This window comes from Nocardioides dongkuii (genome assembly GCF_014127485.1).
Classification (GTDB): Bacteria; Actinomycetota; Actinomycetes; order Propionibacteriales; family Nocardioidaceae; genus Nocardioides; species Nocardioides dongkuii.
The window spans coordinates 2,608,629-2,628,102 of record NZ_CP059903.1 but is presented as its reverse complement, the minus strand read 5'-3'; the positions used below and the strand labels follow the sequence as shown (position 1 = coordinate 2,628,102).

At 73.6% G+C, this 19,474-nt stretch carries 16 protein-coding genes; 11 read left to right on the top strand and 5 right to left on the bottom strand.

Going from position 1 to position 19,474, the window contains the following annotated elements:
- Nucleotides 1-3: 3 nt before the first annotated feature.
- The gene (locus H4O22_RS12655; RefSeq protein WP_244962952.1) at nt 4-915 is read right to left on the bottom strand and encodes a sterol desaturase family protein; all 912 of its coding nucleotides are present in this window, start codon (nt 913-915) and stop codon (nt 4-6) included.
- A gap of 94 nt (nt 916-1,009) precedes the next feature.
- Here H4O22_RS12655 and lepA point away from each other — a divergent pair, with 94 nt between their 5' ends.
- The 9 genes from lepA (at nt 1,010) to H4O22_RS12610 (ending at nt 14,173) form a co-directional block, all read left to right on the top strand.
- Nucleotides 1,010-2,881, top strand: coding sequence for a translation elongation factor 4 (gene lepA, locus H4O22_RS12650; RefSeq protein WP_182523754.1), 1,872 nt, complete (start codon nt 1,010-1,012; stop codon nt 2,879-2,881).
- A gap of 5 nt (nt 2,882-2,886) precedes the next feature.
- Nucleotides 2,887-3,786 (top strand): aminoglycoside phosphotransferase family protein, encoded by a 900-nt coding sequence (locus tag H4O22_RS12645; RefSeq protein ID WP_182523753.1) that lies wholly within the window; start codon nt 2,887-2,889, stop codon nt 3,784-3,786.
- 46 nt (nt 3,787-3,832) lie between these two features.
- Nucleotides 3,833-4,480 carry an MOSC domain-containing protein gene (locus H4O22_RS12640; protein WP_182523752.1) on the top strand — a complete coding sequence of 216 codons (648 nt, stop codon included), beginning with the start codon at nt 3,833-3,835 and terminating at the stop codon, nt 4,478-4,480.
- A gap of 327 nt (nt 4,481-4,807) precedes the next feature.
- The gene (locus H4O22_RS12635) at nt 4,808-6,631 is read left to right on the top strand and encodes an AMP-dependent synthetase/ligase (protein ID WP_182523751.1); all 1,824 of its coding nucleotides are present in this window, start codon (nt 4,808-4,810) and stop codon (nt 6,629-6,631) included.
- A gap of 148 nt (nt 6,632-6,779) precedes the next feature.
- Nucleotides 6,780-7,466 carry a hypothetical protein gene (locus H4O22_RS12630; protein ID WP_182523750.1) on the top strand — a complete coding sequence of 229 codons (687 nt, stop codon included), beginning with the start codon at nt 6,780-6,782 and terminating at the stop codon, nt 7,464-7,466.
- On the top strand, nt 7,466-9,028 hold the full coding sequence (locus H4O22_RS12625; RefSeq protein WP_182523749.1) for a DNA polymerase Y family protein: 1,563 nt from the start codon (nt 7,466-7,468) through the stop codon (nt 9,026-9,028). Before H4O22_RS12630 ends, H4O22_RS12625 begins: the two co-directional genes overlap by 1 nt.
- Nucleotides 9,028-12,441, top strand: coding sequence for an error-prone DNA polymerase (locus tag H4O22_RS12620; RefSeq protein ID WP_182523748.1), 3,414 nt, complete (start codon nt 9,028-9,030; stop codon nt 12,439-12,441). Before H4O22_RS12625 ends, H4O22_RS12620 begins: the two co-directional genes overlap by 1 nt.
- Nucleotides 12,442-12,518: 77 nt before the next feature.
- The gene (gene hemW, locus H4O22_RS12615) at nt 12,519-13,760 is read left to right on the top strand and encodes a radical SAM family heme chaperone HemW (RefSeq protein ID WP_182523747.1); all 1,242 of its coding nucleotides are present in this window, start codon (nt 12,519-12,521) and stop codon (nt 13,758-13,760) included.
- A gap of 20 nt (nt 13,761-13,780) precedes the next feature.
- On the top strand, nt 13,781-14,173 hold the full coding sequence (locus H4O22_RS12610) for a TM2 domain-containing protein (RefSeq protein WP_182523746.1): 393 nt from the start codon (nt 13,781-13,783) through the stop codon (nt 14,171-14,173).
- A gap of 60 nt (nt 14,174-14,233) precedes the next feature.
- On the opposite strand, the gene H4O22_RS12605 is transcribed toward H4O22_RS12610, so the two are convergent.
- From H4O22_RS12605 to H4O22_RS12590, 4 genes are read right to left on the bottom strand one after another with little or no spacing between them, the layout of a single operon-like run.
- Nucleotides 14,234-15,082 carry a DUF3097 domain-containing protein gene (locus H4O22_RS12605; protein WP_182523745.1) on the bottom strand — a complete coding sequence of 283 codons (849 nt, stop codon included), beginning with the start codon at nt 15,080-15,082 and terminating at the stop codon, nt 14,234-14,236.
- A 49-nt stretch (nt 15,083-15,131) separates the two neighbouring features.
- Entirely contained in the window at nt 15,132-15,365 is a 234-nt protein-coding gene (locus tag H4O22_RS12600; RefSeq protein ID WP_182523744.1) for a hypothetical protein, read from the bottom strand.
- Between the two features lie 18 nt (nt 15,366-15,383).
- Nucleotides 15,384-16,244: an MBL fold metallo-hydrolase gene (locus H4O22_RS12595; RefSeq protein WP_182523743.1), complete on the bottom strand. Its 861-nt coding sequence runs from the start codon at nt 16,242-16,244 to the stop codon at nt 15,384-15,386.
- A 35-nt stretch (nt 16,245-16,279) separates the two neighbouring features.
- Nucleotides 16,280-16,999: a hypothetical protein gene (locus H4O22_RS12590; protein ID WP_182523742.1), complete on the bottom strand. Its 720-nt coding sequence runs from the start codon at nt 16,997-16,999 to the stop codon at nt 16,280-16,282.
- Nucleotides 17,000-17,163: 164 nt separating this feature from the next.
- Here H4O22_RS12590 and hrcA point away from each other — a divergent pair, with 164 nt between their 5' ends.
- Nucleotides 17,164-18,222: a heat-inducible transcriptional repressor HrcA gene (gene hrcA, locus H4O22_RS12585; RefSeq protein ID WP_182523741.1), complete on the top strand. Its 1,059-nt coding sequence runs from the start codon at nt 17,164-17,166 to the stop codon at nt 18,220-18,222.
- A gap of 70 nt (nt 18,223-18,292) precedes the next feature.
- Nucleotides 18,293-19,471 carry a molecular chaperone DnaJ gene (gene dnaJ / locus H4O22_RS12580; protein WP_182523740.1) on the top strand — a complete coding sequence of 393 codons (1,179 nt, stop codon included), beginning with the start codon at nt 18,293-18,295 and terminating at the stop codon, nt 19,469-19,471.
- The last annotated feature ends 3 nt before the right edge of the window (nt 19,472-19,474 follow it).

Sequence of the window (19,474 nt, the reverse complement as noted above, 5' to 3'; positions counted from 1 at the left end):
TGCTCAGGCCCGGCTCGTCGCAGGGAGGGCCGCGACGCGGGCGGACTCGGGTCGCCAGCCCGGCGGTCCGAACACGTAGCCGAGCTTGTCGCGCAGCGTGGGCGCGCGGCGTACGTCGCGCAGGATCGCGGCGTACTCGTGGGTCTGGAGGCGGAGCAGGTTGTGGGTGCCGACCGGCGTCGTCAGGCCGTACGTCGGCCGGTGCAGCTCGGGCTGGAAGCTCCCGAAGAGCCGGTCCCAGACGATCAGGATGCCGCCGTAGTTGCGGTCCAGGTACTCCGGGTCGCTGCCGTGGTGGACCCGGTGGTGCGAGGGGGTGTTGAGCACCAGCTCGACCGGCCGCCACAGGGTGCCGACCCGCTCGGTGTGCACGAAGAACTGGTAGACCAGCGAGACCGAGAAGCCGAGGAAGACCAGCGCCGGCGGCACGCCCAGGAGCGGCAGCGGCGCCCAGGCGACCAGCTCGTGGGAGTTGTTCCACTTCTGGCGCAGGGCGGTGGAGAAGTTGAAGTACTCGCTGGAGTGGTGGGCCTGGTGGGTCGCCCAGACCAGCCGGACCCGGTGCGCGACGCGGTGCGCCCAGTAGAAGAAGAAGTCGACGCCGAGCAGGGCGATCGCCCAGGTCCACCAGGCGTCCGCGGGCAGGTGCCACGGGGCGACGTAGGCGAACAGGACGGAGTAGACGACCAGGCCGAGGCCCTTCCACAGCGACAGGGCCAGGACCGACACCGCGCCCAGGCTGAGGCTGGTCACCGCGTCGCGCCGGTCGTACGCCGGCTTCGCGCCGTCCTCGACCTCGTCCTCCAGCAGGTGCGCGGCCACCGCCTCCACGAGCACGAACAGGACGAAGAACGGCATGGCCAGCGCCACCGGGTCGCGCAGGGCCTCGGGGATCGAGTGCCAGAGGTCAGTCACGGAAGCATCATGCCGTCCCGTCGAGTCGGGGTCAGGCGTTCCGGCATGGGAGGATGTCGGGGACCGTCCCGACCCCGTACGTCGAGAAGAGCCCGTGCCTCCCAGCCTTCCGCAGCCCGGCCAGACCGATCCCGCGATCATCAGGAACTTCTGCATCATCGCGCACATCGACCACGGCAAGTCGACCCTCGCGGACCGGATGCTGCAGCTCACCGGCGTCGTCGACGCCCGCGCCGCCCGGGCGCAGTACCTCGACCGGATGGACATCGAGCGCGAGCGCGGCATCACGATCAAGAGCCAGGCCGTGCGGATGCCGTGGACGGTGCCGGCCGGCAACGACCAGGCCGCCGACCCCGGCAACTACGTCCTCAACATGATCGACACCCCCGGGCACGTCGACTTCACCTACGAGGTCTCCCGCTCCCTCGAGGCGTGCGAGGCGGCGGTGCTGCTCGTCGACGCGGCCCAGGGGATCGAGGCGCAGACGCTCGCGAACCTCTACCTCGCGATGGGTGCCGACCTGCACATCATCCCGGTGCTCAACAAGATCGACCTGCCCGGCGCGAACCCCGACAAGTACGGCGCGGAGCTCGCCGGCCTGGTCGGCTGCGAGCCCGAGGACGTGCTGCGCGTGAGCGCGAAGACCGGCGTCGGCGTCGAGGCCCTGCTGAACGAGATCGTCAAGCAGACCCCGCCCCCGATCGGTGACGCCGACGCGCCCCCGCGCGCGCTGATCTTCGACTCCGTCTACGACACCTACCGCGGCGTGGTCACCTACGTCCGGGTCATCGACGGCAAGCTCACCCACCGCGACCGGATCAAGATGATGTCGACCGGCGCCGTGCACGAGATGCTCGAGGTCGGCGTGATCAGCCCCGAGCCGGTCAAGGCCGGCGACCTCGGCGTGGGCGAGGTCGGCTACCTGATCACCGGGGTGAAGGACGTCCGGCAGTCGCGTGTCGGCGACACCGTCACCAGCCAGCACCACGGCGCGACCGAGGCGCTGGGCGGCTACAAGCACCCCAACCCGATGGTCTACTCCGGGCTCTACCCGATCGACGGCGACGACTACCCGACGCTGCGCGACGCCCTGGAGCGGCTGCAGCTCAACGACGCGGCGCTGACCTTCGAGCCGGAGACCTCCGGCGCGCTGGGCTTCGGGTTCCGGATCGGCTTCCTCGGCCTGCTGCACATGGAGATCACCCGCGACCGCCTCGAGCGCGAGTTCAACCTCGACCTCATCTCGACCGCGCCCAACGTGGTCTACGAGGTCGTCATGGAGGACGGCACCGAGCTGGTGGTGACCAACCCGAGCGAGTACCCCGAGGGCAAGATCGCCGAGGTGCGCGAGCCGGTCGTCAAGGCGACGATCCTCAGCCCCAGCGACTACATCGGCACGATCATGGAGCTCTGCCAGCACAAGCGCGGCAACCTGCAGGGGATGGACTACCTCTCCGAGGACCGCGTCGAGATGCGCTACACGCTGCCGATGGGCGAGATCGTCTTCGACTTCTTCGACCAGCTGAAGTCGCGCACCAAGGGCTACGCCTCGCTCGACTACGAGCGCTCCGGCGAGCAGGCCGCCGACCTGGTGAAGGTCGACATCCTGCTGCAGGGCGAGCCGGTCGACGCGTTCTCCGCGATCGTGCACCGCGAGGCGGCGTACTCCTACGGCGTGATGATGGCCGGCAAGCTCAAGGAGCTGATCCCGCGCCAGCAGTTCGAGGTGCCGATCCAGGCCGCGATCGGCGCCCGGGTGATCGCGCGCGAGAACATCCGCGCGATCCGCAAGGACGTCCTCGCCAAGTGCTACGGCGGCGACATCACCCGCAAGCGCAAGCTGCTCGAGAAGCAGAAGGCCGGCAAGAAGCGGATGAAGAACATCGGCACCGTCGAGGTGCCGCCGGAGGCGTTCGTCGCGGCGCTCTCCACCACCCAGCCGACCGAGAAGGCCGGCAAGAAGTAGCGCGGGTGCCCCTGACCCTGCCCGACGGCGTGCTCGCCTTCGCCGCCCGCGGGCCGGCGTGGGCGACCTGGGTCGAGCGCCTGCCCCGGCTGGTCGACGACGTGGTCGAGGAGTGGGAGCTGGTCGCCGACGGCCCGGCGACGCACGGCTGGACCGCGCTCGTGCTGCCGGTGACCGACCGCGACGGCACCCCGGCCGTCCTGAAGCTGGTCTGTCCGGGTGAGGAGGAGGAGCAGGAGGCGCTGGCCCTGCAGCGGTGGGGCGGCGACGGCGCCGTCCGGCTGCTCCGCGCCGACCCCGGGCGGCGCCTGCTCCTGCTCGAGCGGCTGCACCGGCGCGACCTCACCGAGGAGTGGGACCTGGCGGCGTGCGAGGTGGTCGCGGGCCTCTACGGTCGGCTGCACGTGCCCGCACCCGGCCGGCTGCGCCGGCAGACGGCGTACGTCGAGCGCTGGACCGACCAGCTCGCCCGGCTGCCCCGCGACGCCCCGGTCCCGCACCGGCTGGTCGAGCAGGCGATCTCCCTCGGTCGCGACCTGGTGGCCGACCCCGCGAGCCACGGGACTCTGGTGCACGGCGACCTGCACTACGAGAACGTGCTCGCCGCGGACCGCGAGCCGTGGCTGGCCATCGACCCCAAGCCGGTGGACGGCGACCCGCACTCCGAGCTGGCGCCGATGCTGTGGAGCCGGTGGGACGAGCTCGCGGGCGACGTCCGCGGGGGAGTGCGGCGGCGCTTCCACACGCTGGTCGACGCCGCCGGGCTGGACGAGGACCGGGCCCGCGACTGGGCGGTCGTGCGGGCGGCGCACAGCGCGATGTGGGAGCTCCAGGACCACCCGGACGCGCCCGACCGCACCTGGCTGACCGCCTGCATCGCGGTCGCCAAGGCGGTCCAGGACTGACTTTCCGGATTCGTGAACGGTCCCCGGCGCCTGGGAGGATCCGCGGGTGGCCCACCTCGTCTCCGTCAACGTCGGCACCCCCCGGGAGGCGCCCTGGGCGGGGATCGGGCGGACCAGCATCGACAAGGTCGCCGTGGCCGGCCCGGTCGACGTCAGCCGGCTCGGACTGGCAGGTGACCAGGTCTCCGACACGGTGCACCACGGCGGGGTCGACCAGGCCGTCTACGCGTTCGCGCGCGAGGACCTCGACGCCTGGGGCGCCGAGCTCGGCGAGGAGCTGCGCGACGGCCAGTTCGGCGAGAACCTCACCACCGCGGGCCTCGACGTCAACGAGTCCGAGATCGGGGAGCGCTGGCGGATCGGCGACGTGCTGCTCGAGGTCGCCTCGGTGCGCACGCCCTGCAACGACTTCAAGGTGTGGATGGGGCGCAGCGGCTACGACAACCGCGCCTGGGTCAAGCGGTTCGCGCTCGTCGGTCGCCCGGGACCGTACCTGCGGGTGCTGGCCGAGGGCCCGATCGCCGCGGGCGACCCGCTCGAGGTCGTCCACCAGCCGGGGCACGGCGTCACCGTCTCGATGATGTTCCGCGCCATCTTCACCGAGCCCGCGCTGCTGCCGCGGCTCCTGGAGGTCGACGGGCTGGCCGCCAAGGTGCGGGTCAAGGCCGAGGCGTACGTCGCCGCCTGCCGGTGACCTGGGCGGTCCTCCGCCTCCTGACGTCCTCCGGGACGTCATGCGGTCCGGCGGGTATCGGCACCAGGTCGGATGACGTCCCGGCCGGCGACCCGCACCTCACCGCGATCCCGACGCCGATCCCGACCCCGGCCGCGACCCCGGCCGCGACCCCGGCCGCGACCCCGGCCGCGACCCCGGCCGCGACCCCTGGTGCGGTCCACACCGGCCGTCCGAGTCGGCGGGAACGGTTACCGGCGGGTTCGGAAGTGACGTAGGTTACGCCTCATCAGCCCGCGCCGGGAGGGTCGGGTGACCCGCCTCCTCCGGTCAACCAGCAGGAGAGACATGCCCGTCAACCACGACACGAGCTTCGTCGACCACCTCGACCCCAACGTCGCCGTGCAGTTCCTCGACCGGGTCAAGGCCTCGCAGGACGCGGAGGCCTACCGCTTCCCGCGCGGCGAGGCCTGGGAGTCGGTGACCTGGAAGCAGGCGGGGGAGCGCGTCTCGCAGCTCGCCGCCGGACTGCTCTCGCTCGGGATCGAGTCCGAGCAGCGCGTCGGGATCGCCTCCAACACCCGCTACGAGTGGATCCTGGCCGACCTGGCGATCATGTGCGCCGGTGCCGCCACGACCACCGTCTACCCGTCGACCAACGGCGAGGACACGGCGTACATCCTCGGCGACGCGGAGTGCCGCGTGGTCTTCGCCGAGGACGACACCCAGGTCGCCAAGCTGACCGCCCACAAGAACGAGCTCCCGCACGTCATGAAGGTCGTGGTCTTCGACGGCGCCGGCGACGGTGACTGGGTGATCACCCTGGACGCGCTGGCCGAGCTCGGCGACGCCTACCTCGCCGAGCACCCCGACGTCATCGAGCAGACCGCGAAGTCGATCGCCCCCGACCAGCTCGCGACGCTGATCTACACCTCCGGCACCACCGGCCGGCCCAAGGGCGTCCGGCTGCAGCACCGGTCGTGGGTCTACGAGGGCGCGGCGATCAAGGCGCAGAACATCCTCCACGAGGACGACCTGCAGTTCCTCTGGCTGCCGATGGCGCACTCGTTCGGCAAGGTGCTGCTCTCGACCCAGCTCGCCTGCGGGTTCGCCACCGCCATCGACGGCCGCGTGGAGAAGATCGTCGAGAACCTCGGCATCGTGAAGCCGACGTTCATGGGCGCCGCGCCGCGCATCTTCGAGAAGGCCCACGGCCGGATCGTCACCATGCAGCAGAGCGAGGGTGGCGCCAAGGAGAAGCTCTTCCTCAAGGCCTTCGAGGTCGGCATCAAGGTGCAGCGGCTCCAGCGCGAGGGCAAGCCGGTGCCGTTCGGGCTCAAGGTGCAGCACGGCCTGTTCGACAAGCTGGTCTTCAGCAAGGTCCGCGACCGCTTCGGCGGACGGGTGCGGTTCTTCATCTCCGGCTCCGCCGCGCTCAACCAGGAGATCGCGGAGTGGTTCAACGCCGCGGGCATCCTGATCCTCGAGGGCTACGGCATGACCGAGAACGCCGCGGGCGCGACGGTCAACCACCCCGACGACTACAAGATCGGCTCGGTCGGTCCCGCTCTGCCGGGTGCGCAGATCCGGATCGGCGAGGGCGACGAGGTGCAGATCAAGGGCCCGCACGTGATGGAGGGCTACCACAACCTCCCCGAGGAGACCGCGAAGGCGTTCACCGAGGACGGCTGGCTGCGCACCGGCGACAAGGGCAGCATCGACGCCGACGGGTTCCTCACGATCACCGGCCGGATCAAGGACCTGTTCAAGACCTCCGGCGGCAAGTACATCGCCCCCTCCTCGATCGAGTCGAAGTTCAAGGCGATCTGCCCCTACACCAGCCAGTTCATGGTCTTCGGCAGCGAGCGCAACTACGTGGTCGCGCTGGTCACCCTCGACCCCGACGCGATGGCGGGCTGGGCCGAGGAGAACGGCATGTCCGGCGCGTCGTACTCCGACATCGTCACCTCCGAGGCCGCCAAGAAGATGGTCGCCGGGTACGTCGAGGAGCTCAACAGCCGGCTGAACCGCTGGGAGACCATCAAGAAGTGGGAGATCCTCGACCACGACCTCACCATCGAGTCCGGTGAGCTGACCCCCTCGATGAAGGTCAAGCGCAACGTCGTGGAGGACAACAACCAGGAGCGGATCGCCGCGCTCTACGCCTCCTGATCCACCTGCTCCACCAACGCTCCAGTACGCCGAGTCGGCGCTGGTGTCCGGGTTCTCCACAGGACACAAGCGCCGACTCGGCGTTCTCGGCGGACACAAGCGCCGACTCGGCAGTTGACTGGTTCGAACACATGTTCGACAATGGGGTGTGTCCGCAGCCGCCTCCTCCCTGACGCCCGACGTCCCCGACGTCGCGCAGCTGCGCGAGCGGATGCAGCGGATGACCGACGGCGTCGCGCGGGTGCCGCTGCCGGTGCACCCGGCGCTCTCCGGGGTGGTCTCGCTGCACGCGGGGTCCAGCTACGAGGTCGACGGCCTGGCGCTGGCGATGACCCTGCTCGCCGGTCCCTCGCGGGCGGGGGACTGGTGCGCGGTCGTCGGGGTCCCCGACTTCGGGGCCGAGGCCGCGGCCGAGCTCGGCGTCGACCTGGGGCGCACCGTCCTGGTGCCCGACCCCGGCGAGCAGTGGCTCGAGGTGACCGCCGCGCTCGTCGACGTCACCCCGGTGGTGCTGCTGCGCCCGGGCGGCCGGGTCACCCCCGCCGTGGCCGAGCGGCTCGGCGCCCGGCTGCGCAAGCGCTCGGCCGTCCTGCTGGTCCAGGGGTCCTGGCCGCGCAGCGAGGCGCGGCTGAGCGCCGACGAGCCGGCCTGGTCCGGGCTCGGCCGCGGCCACGGCCACCTCAGCGCGCGCCGCGTCTCGGTGTCGGTACGCCGCGGCGCGGCCCCGCCCCGGCGCACCGACCTCTGGCTGCCCGACCCCGCCGCCGGCGTACGCCGTGCGGTGCCGGGGACCGCGCCACTGACCGCGCCGCGCGTCGTGCGCGAGGCCGGCTGATGCCCGGCCGGACGCGCGGTCCCGACCAGCGGGTGCTGGTCGTCTGGTGCCCCGACTGGCCGGTGACGGCCGCGGCCACCGAGGCCGGCCTGCCCCCCAGGGTGCCGGCCGCCGTCTTCCACGCCAACCTCGTCCAGGCCTGCAACGGGCCCGCCCGCGCCTCCGGCGTACGCCGGGGCATGCGCCGCCGTGACGCGCAGGGGCGCTGCCCCGAGCTGGCGGTGCTGGCCGCCTCGCCCGACCGCGACGCGCGCACCTTCGAGGACGTGCTGGCCGCGGTGGAGGAGATCCGGCCGGGGGTGGCGCCGCTGCGTCCCGGGCTGGTCGCGCTGCGCTCGCCCGGCCGGTTCTACGGCGGCGAGGCGGAGGCGGGCGCGGTGCTCGCCGAGCGGCTGGTGACCCTCGGGGTCTGGGACAACCGCACCGGGGTGGCCGACGAGCTGTTCACCGCCGAGCAGGCGGCCCGCCGGGCCCGTCCCCAGGAGAGCCTGGTGGTGCCGGCCGGCGGGTCCGGGCAGTTCCTGCGTGAGCTGCCGGTCGACGTCCTCGACGAGCCCGACGCGGTGAGCCTGCTCAAGCGGCTGGGGCTGCGCACCCTCGGCGACCTGGCCCGGCTGCGGGCGGTGGAGGTGCGCGACCGGTTCGGCCCCCACGTCGCCTGGGTGCACCGGGTGGTCGCCGGCGAGGGCTCGGTCCACCTCCCGACCCGCACGCCGCCGCCCGAGCTCGCCCGGCACGTCGACTTCGAGCCGCCGCTGGACTCCGCGGAGACCATCGCCTTCAGCGTGCGCCGCACCGCCGACGACCTGGTCGCCGGGCTGGCCCACCTGGGCCTGGTCTGCACCGAGGTGCGGGTCGAGGCGCGCTGCGAGGGCGAGGACCCCGAGGGCCGGCCGGCCTCGTCCCGCACCTGGCTGCACCCGCGCTTCTTCACCGCCGCCGACCTCGTCGACCGGCTGCACTGGCAGCTCCAGGGCGGCTTCCGGGCCGGTGACGTGCGCTCGCCGGTGGCCCGGGTGCGGTTCGTCCCCGAGACCGTCGTCCCCGACGCCGTCCACGCCGACGCCCTCTGGGGCGGCACCGACGAGCGGGTCGGCCGCGGCATCGCCCGGGTGCAGGGGATGCTCGGCCACGACGCGGTCGTCGTCCCGGTGCTGCAGGGCGGCCGCGGCCCCGCCGACCGGCAGGCGTGGGTGCCGTGGGGGGAGCGGCCGACCGGGCTGCGACCCGCCGGGCCGCCGTGGCCGGGCTCGCTGCCCCCGCCGGCGCCCGCCCGGGTGCTGCGCACCCCCTGGGCCGCGGAGGTGTACGCCGAGGGCGGGCGTCCCGTCACCCTCGACGACCGCGGCACGCTGACCGCCGAGCCGGCCGTGTTCCGCGCCTCGCCCGACGAGGACCGCCAGCCGGTCGCGGCGTGGGCCGGTCCGTGGCCGGTCGAGGAGCTGTGGTGGGAGCCGGGCGGGCGCCGGGTGGCGCGCTTCCAGGTGGTCGGCGTCGACGGGCGGGCCTGGCTGCTCACCCTCGACGGCGGGGTCTGGTGGACCGAGGCGGGCTACGACTGATGGGCTGGAACAACCCCGCCAACATGTCCTGGGGCGAGCTCGAGGCCCGGCTCTCGGGGCGGCCGCGGCCGCAGGACCCGGAGGCGCCGATCTCCACGCGCAAGCGCGCCCAGGCCGAGGTCGACGTACCCCTCCCCACCGGGCCGGTCACGCCGTACGCCGAGCTGCACTGCCACAGCAGCTTCAGCTTCCTCGACGGCGCCAGCGGCCCCGACGACCTCGTGCACGAGGCGGTCCGCCTCGGCCTGCACGCGCTGGCGATCACCGACCACGACGGGTTCTACGGCGCCCCGCTGTTCGCCGAGACCGCCCAGCCGCACGCCCTGCGCACCGTCTACGGCGCCGAGCTCTCCCTCGGCCTGGACCGGCCGCAGCTGGGCGTGCCCGACCCCGAGGGGAGCCACCTGCTGGTCCTGGCCCGCGGCGTCGAGGGCTACCACCGGCTCGCCGGGGCGATCACCGACGCCCAGCTCCGCGGCGACGAGAAGGGCCGGCCGCTCTACGACCTCGACGAGCTCGCGGAGCGCGCCGGCGGTCCGTCGGACGGGCACTGGCTGGTGCTCACCGGCTGCCGCAAGGGCGCGGTGCGCCAGGCGCTGGCCGCGAGCGGGCCCGCGGTCGCGGCGGCCGAGCTCGACCTGCTCGCCGCCCGGTTCGGGGCCGGCAACGTCGTGGTGGAGCTGACCGACCACGGCCTGCCGCGCGACTCCGCCGACAACGACCTGCTCGCCGCGGTGGCCGCCGACCGCGGGCTGCCGGTGGTGGCCACCAACAACGTCCACCACGCGCGCCCCGAGGGGCACCGCCTGGCCGCCGCGATGGCGGCGGTGCGGGCGCGGCGCAGCCTGGCCGAGATGGACGGCTGGCTGCGTCCCTCGGGCGCCGCGTCGCTGCGGTCGGGCGAGGAGATGGCGCGCCGCTTCGCCCGGCACCCCGGCGCGGTCGCGCGCAGCGTGGTGCTCGCCGACGAGGTCGCCTTCGACCTGCAGAAGGCGTCCCCGCGGCTGCCCAAGAAGGGCATCCCCGAGGGGCACACCCCGATGAGCTGGCTGCGCGAGCTGACCGAGCGCGGCTTCGCCGAGCGGTACGCCGGCCGCCCGCTCGAGGCGGAGGCGCGGGCGAAGGTCGAGCACGAGCTGACCGTGATCGACCGCAAGGACTTCGCCGGCTACTTCGTCATCGTCCACGACATCGTCGAGTTCGCCCGCTCGCAGCGGATCCTGTGCCAGGGCCGCGGCTCGGCGGCCAGCTCGGCGGTCTGCTACGCCCTCGGCATCACCGCCATCGACCCGGTCTTCTACCGGCTGCCGTTCGAGCGGTTCATCTCCGCCCACCGCGACGAGGAGCCCGACATCGACGTCGACTTCGACTCCGACCGGCGCGAGGAGGTGATCCAGTGGGTCTACGAGCGCTACGGCCGCCACAACGCCGCGCAGGTCGCCAACGTGATCGGCTACCGCCCCAAGATGGCGGTCCGCGACGCCGCCAAGGCGCTCGGGCACGCGCCCGGCCAGCAGGACGCCTGGTCCAAGCAGATCAGCTCGTGGAGCGAGGTCCGCTCGGAGAACCCCGGGCCCGACAGCGCCCCCGAGCCGGTGGTCTCGCTGGCCAACGCCCTGCTGGGGGCGCCGCGCCACCTCGGCATCCACTCCGGCGGGATGGTGCTCACCGAGCGGCCGATCGGCGAGGTCTGCCCGATCGAGCGGGCGCGGATGGACAAGCGCACCGTCCTGCAGTGGGACAAGGACGCCTGCGAGTTCATGGGGCTGGTGAAGTTCGACCTGCTCGGCCTCGGGATGCTCTCCGCGCTCGACCACATGATGCGGATCTCCGAGACCCACCTCGGCGAGCCGTGGGAGCTCAGCACCGTGCCCAAGGAGGAGCCCGCGGTCTTCGACATGCTGTGCCGGGCGGACTCGGTGGGCGTCTTCCAGGTCGAGAGCCGGGCCCAGATCGGCACCCTGCCGCGGCTGCGGCCGCGCACCTTCTACGACCTGGCGATCGAGATCGCGCTGATCCGTCCCGGGCCGATCCAGGGCGGGGCCGTGCACCCCTACATCCGCCGGGCGACCGGCCGCGAGCCGGTGACCTACCCCCACGAGGAGCTGCGGCCGGTCCTCGAGCGCACCCTCGGCGTCCCGCTCTTCCAGGAGCAGCTGATGGACATGGCCAAGACCATCGGCGACTGCACGCCCGACGAGGCCGACCTGCTGCGCCGCGCGATGGGGTCCAAGCGCGGTGTCGAGCGGATCGAGAGCATCAAGGACAAGCTCTTCGCCGGCATGCGGCGCCGCGGCATCCACGGCGAGGACGCCGAGGCGATCTACCTGAAGATCCTCTCCTTCGCGAACTTCGGCTTCGCCGAGAGCCATTCGCTCTCCTTCGCCAAGCTCGTCTACGCCAGCTCCTGGTTCAAGCTGCACTACCCGGGCGCGTTCCTGGCCGCGCTGCTGCGCGCCCAGCCGATGGGCTTCTACTCCGCGCAGTCGCTGGTCGGCGACGCGCGCCGCCACGACGTCCGGGTGCTGCGTCCCGACCTGACGCACTCCGCGGCGGTCGCCGACCTCGAGCTGCTGCCCGGTGCCGAGCCCGGCCCGACCGGTCTGGACGCGTGCCTCGAGGACCACCCCCGACGTACCGAGTTCGTCGAGGGCACCCCCGACCCGACGCCCGTCCACCGCCGCGACACGGCGTACGCCGTCCGCCTGGGGCTGGACTCCGTGCGCGGCATCGGCGCGGACGTGGCCGCCCGGATCGTCGCCGCCCGGGAGGAGCGGCCCTTCGACGACCAGGTCGACCTGTCCCGGCGGGCCGGGCTGGAGCCCCGCCAGCTCGAGGCGCTCGCCACCGCGGGGGTCTTCGAGAGCGCCGGGCTGAGCCGGCGCCGGGCGCTGTGGAACGCCGGCTGGACCGAGCGCGACGACCAGCTCGAGGGGCTGCGGGTGACCGGCGAGGCGCCGCAGCTCCCGGAGATGGACGAGGTCGAGACCACGATGGCCGACCTGTGGGCCACCGGGATCACCCCGGAGGCGCACCCGTTCGTGCACCTCCGCGACCGGCTGCGCGCCGGCGGGGTGCTGTCGGTCGCCGACCTGGCCACCGCCGAGGCGGGTCGGCGGGTGACGGTGGCCGGGATGGTCACCCACCGGCAGCGGCCCGGCACCGCCGGCGGCACGACGTTCCTCAACCTCGAGGACGAGACCGGCATGCTCAACGTCATCTGCGCCGCGGGGGTCTGGCGTCGGTACCGCCAGGTCGCCGCGTCGTCGGCCGGCATGGTGATCCGCGGGATGCTCGAGCGCGAGGACGGCGCCACCAACCTGGTCGCCGACCGGCTCGGCGCGCTCGAGGAGCTCTACCCGCAGGCCGGCCAGGCGCTGCGGGCCCGGCACCGCTCGCGTGACTTCCAGTGATCGAGGACGCGACGGAGCGTGTCGAGACCCGGTGGGCCCACACGCCGCGTCGTACGCACGCCTGAGACCATGGAGGCGTGCCGTCCGCTCTTCCCCCCGGCGACCCGGTCCCGGCCGACGGGTCGCTGCCCCCCGCAGCGCTGACCGGCCTCGGGGAGCGACCCTTCGGCCTCTACGTGCACGTGCCGTTCTGCGTCGTGCGGTGCGGCTACTGCGACTTCAACACCTACACCGCAGAGGAGCTCGGGCCGGTGGGCGGCGCGCCCGGCGCCTCGCGGGGGACGTACGCCGAGGCCGCGATCGCCGAGGTCCGCCGGATCCGGCGGGTGCTGGGCGACCGGGACCTGCCCGTCTCCACCGTCTTCTTCGGCGGCGGCACGCCGACGCTGCTCAGCCCGGCCGACCTGGGCTCGGTGGTCGCGGCGATCAACGCCGAGCTCGGCCTCGCCCCGGACGCCGAGATCACCACCGAGGCGAACCCCGACAGCGTCACCGCCCGCGACCTCGAGGAGCTCCGCGCGGTCGGCTTCAACCGGATCTCGTTCGGCATGCAGTCCTCGGTCGACCACGTGCTCCGGGTCCTCGACCGCACCCACGACCCGGCGCGGGTGCCGGACGTCGTGGCCTGGGCCCGCGCCGCGGGGTTCGACCCGGCCGAGGGCGGCAGCCTCAGCCTGGACCTGATCTACGGCACCCCCGGCGAGAGCCTCGCCGACTGGGAGACCACCGTGGAGTCCGCGCTCGCCTGCGCGCCCGACCACGTCTCGGCGTACTCCCTCATCGTGGAGGACGGCACCGCCCTGGCCCGGCAGGTGCGCCGCGGGGTGCTCCCGATGCCCGACGAGGACGACCTCGCCGACAAGTACCTGCTCGTCGACGAGCGGCTCAGCGCGGCCGGGCTGGAGTGGTACGAGGTCTCGAACTGGTCCACCGGCCCCGACACGAGGTGCCGGCACAACGTCCTCTACTGGACCGGCGCCGACTGGTGGGGCGTCGGCCCCGGCGCGCACTCCCACGTCGGCGGGGTGCGCTGGTGGAACGTCAAGCACCCCGCGGCGTACGCCGACCGGCTCGCCGCCGGTGTCAGCCCCGCGCACGCCCGCGAGGTGCTCGCCCCCGAGGACCAGCGCGTGGAGCGGGTGCTGCTCGAGGTGCGGCTGCGCGACGGGCTGCCGCTCGACGTGCTCGACGCCGCCGGCCGCGCCGCGGTGCCGCGGGTGGTGGCCGAGGGCCTCGGCGTGACCGCGGGGGACCGGCTGGTGCTCACCCAGCGCGGCCGGCTGCTGGCCGACGCCGTGGTCCGCGACCTGCTGCCCTGAGAAACCCCTAGGCTGCCCCCATGACGCAGGGACCGCACGAGGACGACCCGACGCAGCCCTACGGGCAGCAGCCGCCGTACACCCAGCCCCCGACCCAGCCGTACGCCGCCGGCTACCCCGGCTACCCCGGTTTCCCGGGTGCCCCGGGTGCGGTCCCCGGGGCGCCGTACGGCGTGCACCCGACCACGGGCATCCCGTACTCGGAGAAGTCCAAGCTGGTCGCCGGCCTGCTGCAGATCCTGCTGCCGCTCGGCATCGGCCGGTTCTACCTGGGCGACAGCGGCATGGGCGTGGCCCAGCTGCTGGTCACGATCTTCACCTGCGGCGTCGGCGGGCTCTGGCCGTTCATCGACGGGATCATCATCCTCGCCACCGACAGCAAGGACTCGCAGGGCCTGATGCTGCGGAGCTAGGTGCGTGCTGAGTTCGGGACCCGACTGGGTTTCGAGACGGCTCGCTCGTCCTTCGCAGGCTCAGTCCGAGCTCGCGACGAAATCGATGAGCTCCTCGACGCGACCGAGGAGGGCGGGGTCGAGGTCGTGGTAGGACGAGACGCGGCCGAGGATCTGCTTCCACGCACGGGCGATGTCGGCCTGGTCGCGGTGCGGCCAGCCGAGATGCTGGCAGACGCCCTTCTTCCACTCGATCGTGCGCGGGATGTCGGGCCAGCGCTCCAGCCCCACCCGGTCGGGCTTCACGGCGGCCCAGACGTCGATGAACGGGTGACCCACGATCAGCACGTGCTTGCCGATCGGGGACCGGGCCACCGACTGCGCGATCCGGCTCTCCTTGGACCCGGCGACCAGGTGGTCGACGAGCACGCCCACCCGCCGCTGCGGGCCCGGGCGGAAGTCGCGGAGGTGCTCGGCGAGGTCGTCGACGCCGTCGAGGTACTCGACCACGACGCCCTCCACCCGCAGGTCGTCGCCCCAGACCTTCTCGACCAGCTCGGCGTCGTGCCGGCCCTCGACGAAGATCCGGCTGGCGCGGGCGACCCGGGCCGGGGCGTTCGGGACGGCGACGGACCCGGACGCGGTGTGGGTCGGCTTCGCCGGGGCCGTGCGGTGCACCGGGGCGGTGAGGATCACCGGGCGACCCTCCAGCAGGAAGCCGGGGCCGAGCGGGAACGTGCGGCGGCGCGCGCGGCGGTCCTCGAGGGTCACGGTGTCCAGGTCGCGGTCGACGGCGATGATCTCGCCGCACCAGTCGGTGGTGACCTCCTCGACGACCGCGCCGATCTGCGCCGGGGTCTCCACGGCCCGGCCGCGCTTCGGGGCGCGCCAGTCGGTGGAGAGGACGTCGGAGCCGTATCGGTCTGCCACGACCGCCACGCTAGGCCTCGGCGCCGACGGCGCCGGGGACGCGCGCCGCTCAGTCCTGCTGTGACGTGTCCGACGTCTCAGCGGCGTCCTGGTCGGCGTCCTGCTCGCCGTCCTGGTCGGCCTGCTTGCCGCCGGTGAGCAGGTCGTCCACGGACTCGCCGGGTTCGAGTCCCTCGGCCAGCGGGTTGTCGTCGGCGGGCACCAGGTCGTCGGGCAGCGCCTCGTCGGGGACGCCCGTGGTCGCGTCGGACTCGTCGGTGGTGTTCTCGTCGCGGTTCGTCATGGGCGAGCAGGTACCCGCTCAGACGAGAGGCAGGCGTCGCTGGCCGCGGGGCAGGTGCTCGTACCCCCGGCGTACGGCGTCCACCAGCCGCTCGCGCGGGTAGGGCCACTCGGTGGCCTCGAGCGCCTGGGCGGCCGGCACCCCGCGGGCGGCCAGGTCGCGGATCGTCTCGGCGACCACGCCGATCGCGTTGCGCTGCTCCTCCACGAAGGCGCGGTCGACCGGCGCCCCGTGGCCCGGGACCACCACGCTCGCGGACGTGGTCAGCCCGAGGACGATGTCGAGGCTCCACGGCCACTCCAAGGGGTAGCAGTCGGACCCGAAGCCCGGGACGCCGTCGGTGAGCATCGACTCCTCGACCAGGTCGCCGGCGAGCAGGACGTCGGCGTCCGGCACGCGCAGGACCAGGTCGCCGCCGGTGTGCCCGCGCCCGGGGTGCACCAGCTCGACCTGCCGGTCGCCCAGGTCGAGCGCGACCGCGGAGGAGAACGTGTGGTCCGCCGGGACCACCTCGGTCGCGCGCACCTCGTCGCCGCGGGGGTCCTCCGGGTCGGCGTCGTACAGCGCCTTGGCGCGCTCGCCGGCCTCGACGGTCCGCTCCGCCGCGGTCTCGTGGGCGTGGATCGGGACCGCGCCGTACGCCGTGCGCAGGGTGCCGTTGCCGAAGGTGTGGTCGAAGTGCTCGTGGGTGTTCACGATGCCCAGGACCGGGCCGACCCCGAGCCGGCGTACGTCCTCCACGACCTCGCGGGCGGCGACGGCGGAGGCGGTCGTGTCGACGAGCAGCACGCCGTCGGCACCGCCGACCAGGCTGACGTTGACGTCGAACCACGCGTAGCGCGCGACCCAGACCCGGTCGGCGACCTCCGTGAACGGCATCCCGGCAGGCTAGCCGGGAGGACCTGTCGCCGGTGTCAGCGGAGCCCGGAGTGCAGCTCGCGGCGCAGCAGCTCGCCGAGCTCGGCGGGGGTGCGCGCGGCGCGGGGGAACTCGACCCGGGCGACGTGCCCGCCGTCCACGTCGACCCAGTGCACGTGCACGCCGGTGGTCGTCAGGTCGCGCAGGGTCACGCCCAGCACGTCGGGCAGCGGCGTCCCGGTGGCCGTCGCGACCGCGTGCCGCAGCTCGTCCTGATGGCTGGTGCCGGCGTGCTCGGCGGAGCGCTGGAGGTAGCCGCGGTTCAGGTGGTGCACGGGGGAGCGGAGGGCGTCGGAGGGGACCCGCACCGAGGCCTCGCCGGTCTCGGTCCCGAGCAGCGTGAGGTCCACCTCGAGGGTGACCCGCACCCGGGACGCGTCGCAGCAGGCGCACGCCTCCGCCGCGTGGGCGCGCAGCTGGCCGGCCAGCGTGAGCCGGTGGTCCCGCTCGGGCGAGCCCGGCTCGCCGAGCCCGCTGCGCAGGGTGAGCAGGACGTTGCGCCGCTCCTGGCCGGCTGCCGCCAGCGGGCTGTCCGCCGGGCACGAGAACGTCGGGGTGCCGCCCGCGTCCTGCATCCCGACGGTGTCGTCGAGGACGGCGTCCGGGCACCCGTCCACGACCAGGCCGACCGAGGCCGGGCAGGACAGGATGCTGCGGGCGAGGGCGACGTGCTCCGCCGGGTCGAGCAGGGGTCGATTGGTGCGGTCCACCGTCATGCACGCCTCCAGGTCGCGTTCAGCAAGGCAAGCCTAACCTTTGTCCGTCCCGAGGGGAAGGTGTGTCCACTGGCACGCCGCGTACACCGGTCCCGCCTTGTAGCATTGGCACTCCAGACGCGCGAGTGCCAAAAGGCCGCTCGCACCGGCGACGAGGAGGCGGGATGCAGGAGGAACGTCGGCTCGCGGTCCTGCGGGCCATCGTCGAGGACTACGTCGCGACCGAGGAGCCGGTGGGCTCCCGCGCGCTGGTCGAGCGCCACCGGCTCGGGGTCTCCCCGGCCACCGTCCGCAACGACATGGCCGCGCTCGAGGACGAGGGCTACATCACCCAGCCGCACACCAGCGCGGGCCGGGTCCCCACCGACAAGGGCTACCGGCTCTTCGTGGACCGGCTCAGCACCGTCAAGCCGATGAGCACCGCCGAGCGGCGCGCGATCTCGACGTTCCTCGACGGCGCCGTCGACCTCGACGACGTGGTCCAGCGCTCGGTGCGGGTGCTCTCCCAGCTGACCCGCCAGGTGGCGGTCGTGCAGTACCCCACGCTCTCCCGCTCCACGGTCCGCCACGTCGAGCTCGTGCCCCTGGCCCCCGCCCGGCTGCTCGCGGTGCTGATCCTCAGCACCGGACGGGTCGAGCAGCGGGTCGTCGAGCTCGGTCGCGACCTGACCGACGACGACCTCGCCGGGCTGCGCGCCCGGGTCAACCGCGCCGCCACCGGTCAGGTGATCGCCGACGCCGCCACCGCGCTGCGCGCCATGGTGCCCGAGCCGACGGCCGGCGACGCCGCCGGCGACGGCCCCCAGGACGGCAGGGACGACGGTGGCGTCACCGCCGCGGTCGTGGACACGCTGGTGGAGGCGATGGTCGACCACCGCTCCGACGAGCGGATCGCCGTCGGCGGGGCCGCCAACCTCGCGCGGTACGGCGACTCGTTCGACTCCGCGGTCCGGCCGCTGCTCGAGGCGCTCGAGGAGCACGTGGTGCTGCTCAAGCTGCTCGGTGAGGCCAGCACCGGCGGAGCGGTCACGGTGCGGATCGGCGCCGAGGGGCCCTACGAGCAGTTCGCCTCGACCAGCGTGGTCGCCACCGGGTACGGCCCGCGCGACCAGGCGCTGGCCACCCTGGGCATCGTGGGCCCCACCCGCATGGACTACCCCGGCACGATGGCGGCGGTGCGCGCGGTCGCCCGCTACGTCTCCCGGATCCTCGACGAGGGCTGAGCCCCGCCAGCGTCCCGCCCCGACCCACAGACTCAGCACCACAGACTCAGGACCACAGAAGGAACCCCACGTGAGCCAGGACCCGTACGAGCTTCTCGGTGTCGCCCGCGACGCGGACGCCGACGCCATCAAGAAGGCCTACCGGCGTCTCGCCCGTCAGCTGCACCCCGACGTGAACCCCGACCCCGAGACCCAGGAGCGGTTCAAGGAGGTCACCCGGGCCTACGAGGTGCTCTCCGACCCGCAGAAGCGGGCGGCGTACGACCGCGGCGGCGACCCGTTCGGCGGGGCCGGCGGGTTCGGCCAGGGCCCCGGGTTCTCGTTCACCGACATCATGGACGCGTTCTTCGGCGGCCAGGGCCCGGGCGGCGCGGGCGGTCCCGGCGGCCGCGGCCCGCGGTCCCGGTCGCGCCGCGGCCAGGACGCGCTGATCCGGCTCGAGATCGAGCTGGCGGAGGCGGCGTTCGGCGTCACCCGCGAGCTCAACGTCGACACGGCCGTCCAGTGCAGCACCTGCCACGGTGAGGGCGCGGCGCCGGGCACGCACGCCGTGCCGTGCGAGACCTGCCGGGGCCAGGGCGAGGTCGCCCACGTGCAGCGCTCGTTCCTCGGCGAGATTCGCACCCTGCGCCCCTGCGCGGCCTGCCGCGGCTTCGGCACGATCATCCCGGAGCCGTGCCGCGAGTGCTCCGGCGACGGCCGGGTCCGGTCGCGCCGCGCGCTGACCGTGAAGATCCCCGCCGGCGTCGACAACGGCACCCGCGTGCAGCTCGCCGAGCAGGGCGAGGTCGGTCCCGGCGGCGGGCCGGCGGGCGACCTGTACGTCGAGATCCACGTCGCGCCCCACGAGACGTTCACCCGGCAGGGCAACGACCTGCACTGCACGGTCACCGTGCCGATGTCGGCCGCCGCGCTGGGCACGACGTTCACGCTGCCCACCCTGGAGGCGGACGTCGAGCAGGGCGCCGACTCGGGGGTGGAGACCTCCTTCGAGCTCGAGGTGCGGCCCGGCACCCAGTCCGGCACGCAGCAGGTGCTGCGCGGCCGCGGCGTACCCGGCCTGCGCGGTGGGCGCGGCGACCTGATCGTCACGATCGCCGTCGAGACGCCGACCCGGCTCGACGCCCGCCAGGAGGAGCTGCTGCGCGAGCTGGCCGCGATCCGTGGCGAGGAGGACCCGACCGGGCAGGTGAAGCCGGGCTCGAAGTCGGTCTTCGGCCGGCTGCGCGACGCGTTCAACCAGCACTGAGCC